Below are 9,752 nucleotides of genomic sequence, written 5' to 3'. Positions count from 1 at the left end.
ATGAATAAATCCTGAAAAGTCTTTATGTTCTTCTTTTAATAATGCTGATTGCGGAAGGTTTTTAAAATATTCGTAGGTAATTTTCATGCCCTCAGAACGAGGAACTTTAGCTTCCCAACCTAGTAATTCTTTTGCTTTTGTTGTGTCGGGTTGTCTTTGCAACGGATCGTTTTCTGGTAAATCGTGATACACAATTTTCTGAGTTGTTCCTGTTAACTTAATAATTTCTTCGGCAAAATCTTTAATCGTAATTTCGTCTGGGTTTCCAATATTTACAGGATAAACATAATCTGAATGTAACAATCTGAAAATTCCCTCTACTTGATCATCTACATAACAAAATGAACGCGTTTGCAAACCATTACCGAAAATAGTTAGGTCTTCGCCACGCAATGCTTGACCAATAAATGCTGGAATAACACGACCATCATTAAGTCTCATTCTTGGTCCATAAGTATTAAAAATACGCACAATCCGAGTTTCTAATCCATGAAAACGGTGATAAGCCATGGTTATAGATTCTTGAAAACGTTTGGCTTCATCGTAAACTCCTCTTGGTCCTATTGTATTTACATTACCAAAATATTCTTCTGTTTGTGGATGAACCAATGGATCTCCATAAACTTCCGACGTAGAAGCTATTAAAATTCTTGCGCCTTTAACTCTTGCTAATCCAAGTAAATTATGTGTTCCTAACGAACCTACTTTTAGAGTTTGAATTGGGATTTTTAAATAATCTATAGGGCTAGCTGGCGATGCAAAATGCAAAATATAGTCTAAATCTCCTGCTACATAAACAAATTTTGAAATATCATGGTGGTAAAACTCAAAATGTTCTAATTTGAATAAATGTTCTATATTTTTTAGATCACCTGTAATTAGATTATCCATCCCAATAACGTGATAACCCTCTTTGATAAAACGGTCACACAAATGCGAACCTAAAAATCCTGCAGCTCCTGTTATTAGTATCCTTTTCATTTTTTATATTGTTTGCAATAATGATTCTTGCCAAGTTTTTATTTCGATTCCGAAGGCATTTTTTATTTTCGATTTGTCTAAAAGACTGTATTTTGGCCTTTTTGCTGGGGTAGGGAATGCTTCTGTTGTGATTGGATTTACATCGATAACAACATTATTTATTCTAAAAATTTCTACAGCAAAATCATACCAACTTGCTATTCCTTCGTTACTGAAATTGTAAATGCCGTATTGGATGTTAGAACTTCGACTACGCTCAGTGTGACAAACTATTTGCATAATCGCTTTGGCTAAATCTACCGCATTTGTTGGCGAACCGATTTGGTCTGAAACAATGCTTAAACTTTCTCTTTCTGATGCCAATCGCAACATGGTTTTCATAAAATTATTGCCAAATTGAGAGTAAACCCAAGAGGTTCTAATAATAAAATATTCATCTATATTATCTATGACTGCTTGTTCTCCTTCTAGTTTTGTTTTTCCATAAACACTTAACGGATTTGTTAAATCAGTTTCTAAATAAGGCTTCTTTGATGCTCCATCAAAAACAAAATCAGTCGAAATATGTATTAGTTTCGCATTATTTTTTTTGCAAGCAATGGCTAAATTTTTTGGACCAACAACATTAATAGCTTCGGCTTTTTCTATTTCAGATTCTGCTTTATCAACCGCTGTATAAGCTGCAGCATTTATACAAAAATCTATTTTATTGGTATCAAAAAAATGATTAACACGTTCTTGATTTGTAATATCTAGATCTTGTGAAGAAGCAAAAATAAATTCGAAATCAGGATAATTTGTAGCAATAAACTGAATTGCTTGACCTAATTGTCCTGAAGCTCCTGTAACTAAAATTACCATACTTTTTTGGCGTTTTCTAGTGTTGGCAAAATCACATCTTTTTCAGAAATAATCAATTCATTTTCAGGAAAATTCCAATCTATATTTAACGCTGGATCGTTGTAAATAAAACCAGCTTCACTTTCTTTGTTGTAAAAATTATCACATTTATAAAAGAAAACTGCCGTTTCGCTAGTTACCAAAAACCCATGTGCAAATCCTCTCGGAATAAACAATTGTTTTTGGTTTTCGCCTGATAATAAAACAGAAAATGATTGCCCATATGTTGGCGATTCTAGTCTAACATCAACAGCAATATCTAAAACTTCGCCTTGCAATACTCGCACTAATTTTGCCTGTGAATGTTCACCTGTTTGGTAATGCAAACCTCTCAAAACACCTTTTGACGAATAGGATTGATTGTCTTGTATGAAATGAACTTTTTGCCCAATTCCTTTTTCAAAAGTGTTCTCATTAAAGCTTTCCATAAAATAACCTCGGTCATCGTGAAAAACTTTAGGTTCGAGTACAAAACAACCTAATAAATTAGTTGGAATAAAATTCATTTTTTAAAACTATTTTACGTTGAAAATTTGTTCTAATATCTTGATAGTAATTAAGTATGTTGGTTTTACACCTGTTGTTCCTAAACCACCTGAAGCAAGTGTACTTCCTGTTTCTAAAGGATTATCTGAAGCATAATAAGCATAACGAACTTTTACATTTTCGTTAATGCTTTTTCTGATTTTTGATGCAGATTGAATTGCTTTTTGATAATAAGAACCTTCCATTTCTAATCCTATGGCTTCCCAAGTAGATTCGTGGAAGAACTTTAATAAATCTCTGTTTTGTAAAGAGGTTCCCAAAACGGTAATCATGGGTCCTGCAAAAACTGGAATATCATTTCCTTCAAACATTTTTGCTGTTAATTCGTTATGAAATGGGTAATTATCGGCAGTTCCTTCGTTTATATGAGCGTTAGGAATCATAATATCTCCTTTTCCGCCTTCTAAAATTCCTGCTTTTCCCATGATAGAAACAGACTCTACATTTAGGAAAGTTTTCTCTTTTCCTACTTTGTAGGGTTTTAATAATTCATCGATAGTTTCAAAAGCTTGTTCTCCAAAAGCATAATCCATGACGATTAAAACTGGTGAAACCTTATCGATTTTTGCTTTGGCGAAAGCCGATTTTGTCCAATCGATTTTAGCAGTATCAAAAATTTGAACATCAATATTAGTTCCTGATGTATCTGGCAAAGAAATCATACCGTGTTTTATAGCAAATTCTTCCACTTTATCACGAACATCATGAGCACCTGGTTTACTTAACTCTTCGTAAATATCGAAATCTGATTTGTCTTTAAACTTTGTTTTAAGCACATGTGTTGCGAAAATTGAGTTCATCACACTGTGCATATTGGCACTTATTACGTGAATTGGCCTAGTCAATAAATCGTTTTTTTGTAAAACTTCTTTTATATCATTTGCCCAGATTTCTCCGTGAATGTGGTGTCCTAATCTTTCTCTTAAAATTGGACTAAAAGTGATGGTTCTTTTGTTATTATCGACCACTTCTTCAATCGCAATTTTTCCTAACCAATAAATAATATGCAAGAAACGATCTGGCGATGTTATGTTTCCAAAACTTTCGTAAATGTCTTTTACCTCAGCAAATGTTCTTCCTAAAATATTAGCTGCGTGAGAAATAGCTTTTTCTCTTTCTATTAATGTTAGTTTTTTGGATTGTAAAGCGGCATGTTCTAGTTTTTCCCAATCACGAGATACTCGTCCGTCTTCATCTATAAGAACTCTGTCTTTAATCTTGTGAGATTCTATGAATATAAACGTTAAATGCGTTAGAATATCATAAATGTCTGAACGCCCACGTGTAATTTCGACATTCATTTGTTCGTCATCAATTCGGTAGCAATTTCTTCTACGTTTTGGTGGAACAATCGCTTGAAAATGGGAATTAGAATATCCTTCGTCTGAAGTTAAATTGATGTAACGACATTCTTCAATTCCTACCGGAAGACGCTCTATAACGTATAATAATCCGTTTAGTTCTACTTTTTCTTCAGCAATAGTTCCATAAATTTCTGGTCGTAATGCTAGTAATGCTTCTCTTAAAGTTTCTCCTGAAATTCCCATTGGTTTATAGAACCCTCTGTTGAATAAATGGCGCATAGTAATGTACAATCGTTCGATAGCAGCCGACGATTCTTGCGCTCGTGAGCGCGAAATGTTTTTAATTTCTTTCATTAAATTTTATTTTATAACCTGCAAAGATACTGTTTTTATATTTTAGTTGGTAAGAATTAGGTTTATTGCTGGTTCAAACACCTTGCTTTTGTTCGTTGTATCACTTTCTTTGTTCATAGTTTGCCTTTTCCATTTTCCCCCAGAAAAGCTATATAAAAACTCTCTTTCGACAAAATTATACATGACAAAAGGATAGTAACTTCTTTGAATTAGTGTCTTATTTGTCTTAGAATCGGTTATCGTTTTTTCTAGTTTATTTTTTTCTATTATTAATTTTTCGAAACCAATAAAAAGTCCGTTTTTAGGCATTTCTAGATAAAAATCTGTTATATCGAAGGTATTTCTTGTTGTTCCTTTTTTTACTGAAACTATAAAGTCTTTGTCTAATAATTCTTTACTAGGAAAACCTTCTGAATTTACGGTATAAAAATGAATTTTGATTGTCGCGTTATCAATTTTGCTATCGGTTTCAATTGTGACTTTTTTTATAAATCTAGTTTTTTTGTAACTCGGATAATATGGAAAGAATTTTGTGTCAATCCTTGGGCCATTATCAAATGCTTGATAAATTAGATTGTCTGTATCACCAATTTCAATTCTTCTTGTTTCTCTTCTTCTTGTTGGAACAAGAACTTCGTTTAACTGGTACGCTATTGGTTTCAAGTTAACTTCAATCGCTTTTGACGCTCTAATAATTTTCTTTTCGAATCCTAATACTGAAAAAATTAGGTTTTTATTATTGTCTGTTGAACTAATAGTAAATTCTCCGTTTTCTTCGGATGTTGTTCCTATATTTTCGTTTTCGATCCAAATATTTACATACGGAATTGGTTTTCCCGAAATGCTGTCTTTTACAACTCCTTTTATTTGGGCTGTAATTGAAAAACTTATTGAAAATAAGAGTATTAAAAATTTAGTATTTATCATTTAGCTTTTTATAACTTTTCTACAATATTTCTATCATTAGACAATCTTGGAATTTTATTTTGTCCGCCCAATTTTCCGATAGATTTCATATAATCCTGAAAACCATTTTTATTAACTTTTGTAATTACTAAAGTTTTCAAAAGATGACCAACAATTAAATCATCATAATACAAATTTTGTTTTCTCATGGCGTCATCAATTTGTAAAGCAAAATTCTCGATGTTTTCTGGCTCATTTTCAAACTCGATAAACCATTCGTGGTAAGGCAATCCGTTTGCAGGAGAAATTTGAGGCGCCACAGTAAACTCATTTACACGGACTGATGTATTTTGCATCGCTTCTTGCAAAGCGCTTTCTACTTCTTTTCCTATTACGTGTTCGCCAAAAGCAGAAATGTAATGTTTGATGCGTCCTGAAACAATAATTCGATATGGTTTTAATGAAGTAAATTGTATTGTGTCGCCAATATTATAAGCCCATAATCCTGCATTGGTAGAAATTATTAAAACATAATTAACACCTAATTCGACTTCACCAATCGTGTATCGCTTCGGTTTTTCGGTAAAAAATTCATCAGATTTTACAAATTCGTAGAAAATTCCAGAATTTAATAACAACAACATTCCTTTTTCCTGTTGTGAATCTTGATAAGCAAAAAACCCTTCGGAAGCTGGAAAAAGCTCGATTGAATCTACTTTTCTTCCAATTAAATTTTCAAATTTTGCTCGGTAAGGTTCATAATTTACACCGCCATAAATGAATAAATTGAAGTTTTTGAATAATTCTCCAACTGGTTTTCCAGCTTTTTGATGCAATTTTTCAAAATACATTTGTACCCAAGACGGAATTCCAGAAATGACTGTCATATTCTCATGAAAAGTTTCTTCGACAATCGCATTTACTTTGGTTTCCCAATCGTCGATACAATTTGTTTCCCAAGAAGGCATTCGGTTTTTTTGAAGATATTTTGGGACAAAATGCGCTACGATTCCTGATAATCGCCCTAATTTTATTCCGTTTTTTTCTTCAAGAATTGGACTTCCCTGCAGAAAAATCATTTTTCCATCTACAAAATCAGCATTTCCGGTTTCGTGAATATAACTTAAAATGGCGTTTCGAGCGGCTTTGATATGCGTTGGCATCGATTCCTTTGTAAGTGGAATATATTTTGCTCCCGAAGTTGTTCCTGATGTTTTAGCAAAATATAATGGTTTTCCCTTCCAAAGAATATTTTTTTCTCCTTTTACAACTTGATCAACATAGGGTTTTAATTCTTCGTAATCTCGAATGGGAACTTGTTTCGCAAAGTCTTCAGCCGTTTTTATTTTGCTGAAATCATGATCTTTACCAAACTGCGTTTTTTCCGCTTGACGGATTAAATCTTTAAAAACCTTCTCTTGTGTTTCAATAGGATTCTGAGCCCATTTTTGAGTTTTTAGGTGTATTTTTTTTGCTAATTTCTTGGCTAAAAAGAGTTTTATAGACATTTATAAAGGCTTTAATCTCTTATTTTTTGTTTTTCTTAACTTCTTCTGCTACTTTTTTTCGAAGTTCCAATTCTTCTTCCGATGCTTCAAAATTATATTCCGAAGGGTCTACATATTCAGAAGCCATGATGGAATCTTTGTTGACTTTAGCATATTCTAAATCGCCAGTTAAAACTTTTTTTACAGATTCTATATAGGCTTCGTTTTTCTTTAAGGCAAATTCTAATGAGTCCGATTTCATACCTAAAAGAATAGCGTCTTTTTTAAGTTGAGTCGATGCATATCCTGGAATATATTCTCTAAGTGGCGTAAAAGCAATAATATAACTTGTTATCGAAATAAGAAAAATGGCGCCTAGTGTTGCTACAATAAATACATTGAGAATATTTAGTTTAAACGAGAAAATTTCTTCAAAAGTCTCTTCGTTTAAAATAACTAATCTTCTTTTTGTTTTTATTTTGTCGAAAAATGCTTTTCGTTTCAATCTCTTTTCTGACATAAATAGAATCTTTGGAACAAATATAATAATAACGAAGCGTAGTTAGTTTATTAGTAATAATAAATAGTTAAAAAAATAAAGGTTTATTAAATTCTTTAATATATTTGCTTAATATTTTACTTAAAAATTGCGGAAGCATAATTTTATAATCATGGGAAGATTAGGAACAACAGAAATACTTATCATATTAGCAGTCGTTTTATTACTTTTTGGAGGTAAAAAAATTCCAGAATTAATGAAAGGTCTTGGAAGTGGTTTAAAAGAATTCAAAAATGCTGCCAAAGGCGACGAACCTGCAGATTCTAAAAAAGACGAAACTAAAGAGTAATTTCTCTTTGCTTGCAAAATACAAAGCCTATTTTCTAAAAATTAGTAAATAGGCTTTTTAATTTATATAATCATTGTTAGTTAAATTCGTTTTATATATTCTTAATCGGAATTTCCTTTAATTCCAATAAAAATAAACTTAAAAAATTGTTACATAAATAATTTTTTAATCGTTGAATTTTATATTCTAAAAGAAACAATGCTCCTTTTTAGTATATTAAATTTTACATGAAATGAATACATTCAAGCATATTAAACCTATTTATGTCAAAAATCAGCATAGCAATTGCACTATTATTATTATCATTTTCTGCATATTCTCAAAAAGCAAACCTTTCAGGTATTGTGACCGATAGCGAAAAAACCCCAGTTTATAATTCGGTTGTGGCTTTGTTAACGCCAAAAGATTCCATTTTATACCGATTTGTTCGTTCTGACAAAGAAGGGAAATTTGATATTAAAAACATAAAAACAGGAACGTTTATTTTGATGACATCTCATAGTCAATATGCCGATTATGTCGATGAAATAATTATTAAAGAAAACCAAAACAATATAGGTGCAATTGGGCTGATAAGTAAAAGTAAACTACTACAAGAAGTAATTATAAAAACGGGGTCTATAAGAATTAAAGGGGATACAACAAGTTATAGAGCCAGCGATTTTAGAGTTGGTGCCAATGCAAATGTAGAAGATTTGCTAAAAAAACTTCCTGGCATTCAAGTAGATAAAAATGGCGAAATAAAAGCTATGGGCGAAACTGTAAAAAAAGTATTGGTTGATGGAGAAGAATTTTTTGGTGACGATCCAGGAATGGCGGTAAAAAATCTCCGAGCCGATGCCGTAAAAGAAGTACAGGTTTTTAACAAGAAAAGCGATCAAGCAGAATTTACAGGAATTGATGACGGAAATAGTCAAAAAACGATTAATCTAAAATTAAAAGAAAATAGTAAAAAGGGCTATTTTGGTAAAATAGATTCTGCAATCGAACCATTGACAGACAACGATTCTAGGTATAACAGCAATTTATTATTCAGCTCTTTTAAAGGAAAAAGAAAATTATCAGCCTTTTTATTGAATGGAAATACTGGTCAAGATGGATTAAATTGGGAAGATAATGACAAGTTTGGTGGTGGAAATGATAATGTTTCTATGAATATGGATGATGATGGAAATGTAAATTACGAATGGGTTGGCGGCAATAATGATGATGAACCACGAGTTAACACCCAAAATGGTTTTATAAAAAATACAAACGCAGGATTGCAATACAGCAACAAATGGAACGACAAGCAAACATTTAACTTAACTCCAAAATACAACAATCAGATTTATACCAACAACAATAGCAGGTTGGATAAAACACAAGTTGGACAAACCCAATTGAACGAAAATAAAAAAACCGTAACTAATGTAGAAAGAAGTAATTACAAATTGAATGCCGTTTACGATGTGAAATTAGATTCGATGAATACATTGAAAATTACTGCAAAAGCTAATTTTTATAATACTGAAAGTGACGAATTTACAAACGGAAACACAACAGACGGCGACGGAGTGTTGAAAAATAAACGCCAAATGAATGTTGATACAAAATCCGATAAAAATTATTTGTCTGCTGGTATTTTATATAAACATAAATTTGCCAAAAAACGCCGCACTTTTTCTATGAGTTTCAGTTTGAATAGGCTAAATAGCAATTTTGATAATTTTTTGAAATCTGATAATGAAAGTTATACTGGTGGCGTTTTAGCTTCTAATGATAATGTTAATCAAAACAAAATTGGCGAGAAAACAACCCAAAACAGTACTTTAAATCTTACTTACACAGAACCTGTTGGAAAGAATTTCGCTTTGCAACTTGGTTATCAAATAGATTATAATACTGGTGAAAACAGTCTATTGACCTATGATTATTCGAATATTACGGGTCAATATGATTTGCTAGTAAATGATTTATCGAACCAATCTAAACAAACAATTACAGTAAACAAGCCAAATGTAAAATTGAGTTACAATGCCAAAAAAATCAATTATAGCTTTGGAAGCGGTTTCGGCTTTACTTCATTTGACTTGGTAGATAAAACTTTAAACAAACAATATAATCGCAATTTTACGAACCTTTTTCCATCGGCAAATTTCTCTTACAAATACAAAAGCAACGCTAATTTGCGAATAAGTTATAACGGCGCTACAAAACAGCCAACTATTGACCAGTTGCAACCTTTGAGAAACAATCAAGATTTTTTTAATCAAATTTTAGGAAACCCAGATTTAAAACAATCTTTCTCGAATAGAATTAATATATCTCAAAATAGTTATGATCTTTTGACCGAATCGCATTCATATATTGGAATTAATTTTAGAACTACAACCAATTTAATTTCTTACAATAAAAGCATAGATCCAGAAAGCGCTAAAACAACG

Annotated in this window: 9 protein-coding genes; 2 read left to right on the top strand and 7 right to left on the bottom strand. The window is 31.7% G+C overall.

Annotated elements, in window-relative coordinates; all coding sequences use genetic code 11:
• The 7 genes from ACHZC3_RS08220 to ACHZC3_RS08190 all read right to left on the bottom strand — a co-directional run.
• Positions 1–981: UDP-glucuronic acid decarboxylase family protein (locus tag ACHZC3_RS08220; RefSeq protein ID WP_394759383.1), on the bottom strand; the 981-nt coding region annotated here is incomplete at its 3' end.
• Between the two features lie 3 nt (positions 982–984).
• A complete protein-coding gene (gene rfbD / locus ACHZC3_RS08215) occupies positions 985–1,842 on the bottom strand; it encodes a dTDP-4-dehydrorhamnose reductase (RefSeq protein WP_394759382.1) in 858 nt (285 codons plus the stop codon).
• Complete coding sequence (rfbC, locus tag ACHZC3_RS08210; RefSeq protein WP_394759381.1) at positions 1,836–2,387, bottom strand: dTDP-4-dehydrorhamnose 3,5-epimerase; 552 nt, start codon at positions 2,385–2,387, stop codon at positions 1,836–1,838. The genes rfbD and rfbC overlap by 7 nt, the downstream gene beginning before the upstream one ends.
• Before the next feature lie 9 nt (positions 2,388–2,396).
• Entirely contained in the window at positions 2,397–4,085 is a 1,689-nt protein-coding gene (locus ACHZC3_RS08205) for a DUF6909 family protein (RefSeq protein ID WP_394759380.1), read from the bottom strand.
• Between the two features lie 42 nt (positions 4,086–4,127).
• Positions 4,128–5,012 (bottom strand): carboxypeptidase-like regulatory domain-containing protein, encoded by an 885-nt coding sequence (locus tag ACHZC3_RS08200; protein WP_394759379.1) that lies wholly within the window; start codon positions 5,010–5,012, stop codon positions 4,128–4,130.
• Between the two features lie 8 nt (positions 5,013–5,020).
• Complete coding sequence (locus tag ACHZC3_RS08195; RefSeq protein ID WP_394759378.1) at positions 5,021–6,499, bottom strand: GH3 auxin-responsive promoter family protein; 1,479 nt, start codon at positions 6,497–6,499, stop codon at positions 5,021–5,023.
• 19 nt (positions 6,500–6,518) lie between these two features.
• A complete protein-coding gene (locus ACHZC3_RS08190; protein ID WP_394759377.1) occupies positions 6,519–6,998 on the bottom strand; it encodes a peptidase in 480 nt (159 codons plus the stop codon).
• Positions 6,999–7,149: 151 nt separating this feature from the next.
• Here ACHZC3_RS08190 and tatA point away from each other — a divergent pair, with 151 nt between their 5' ends.
• On the top strand, positions 7,150–7,326 hold the full coding sequence (gene tatA, locus ACHZC3_RS08185; protein WP_394759376.1) for a twin-arginine translocase TatA/TatE family subunit: 177 nt from the start codon (positions 7,150–7,152) through the stop codon (positions 7,324–7,326).
• Positions 7,327–7,589: 263 nt separating this feature from the next.
• Positions 7,590–9,752: TonB-dependent receptor (locus ACHZC3_RS08180; protein WP_394759375.1), on the top strand; the 2,163-nt coding region annotated here is incomplete at its 3' end.

The organism is Flavobacterium sp., assembly GCF_043720215.1.
GTDB lineage: Bacteria > Bacteroidota > Bacteroidia > Flavobacteriales > Flavobacteriaceae > Flavobacterium.
Note: the sequence above shows the minus strand (reverse complement) of the source record. Positions and strands in the feature narration are given on the sequence as shown.

Coding starts and splice junctions, on each gene's coding strand:
- tatA (WP_394759376.1), top strand. CDS start 7,150: ATGGGAAGATTAGGAACAACAGAAATACTTATCATATTAGCAGTCGTT.
- ACHZC3_RS08205 (WP_394759380.1), bottom strand. CDS start 4,085: ATGAAAGAAATTAAAAACATTTCGCGCTCACGAGCGCAAGAATCGTCG.
- ACHZC3_RS08200 (WP_394759379.1), bottom strand. CDS start 5,012: ATGATAAATACTAAATTTTTAATACTCTTATTTTCAATAAGTTTTTCA.
- ACHZC3_RS08195 (WP_394759378.1), bottom strand. CDS start 6,499: ATGTCTATAAAACTCTTTTTAGCCAAGAAATTAGCAAAAAAAATACAC.
- rfbC (WP_394759381.1), bottom strand. CDS start 2,387: ATGAATTTTATTCCAACTAATTTATTAGGTTGTTTTGTACTCGAACCT.
- rfbD (WP_394759382.1), bottom strand. CDS start 1,842: ATGGTAATTTTAGTTACAGGAGCTTCAGGACAATTAGGTCAAGCAATT.
- ACHZC3_RS08190 (WP_394759377.1), bottom strand. CDS start 6,998: ATGTCAGAAAAGAGATTGAAACGAAAAGCATTTTTCGACAAAATAAAA.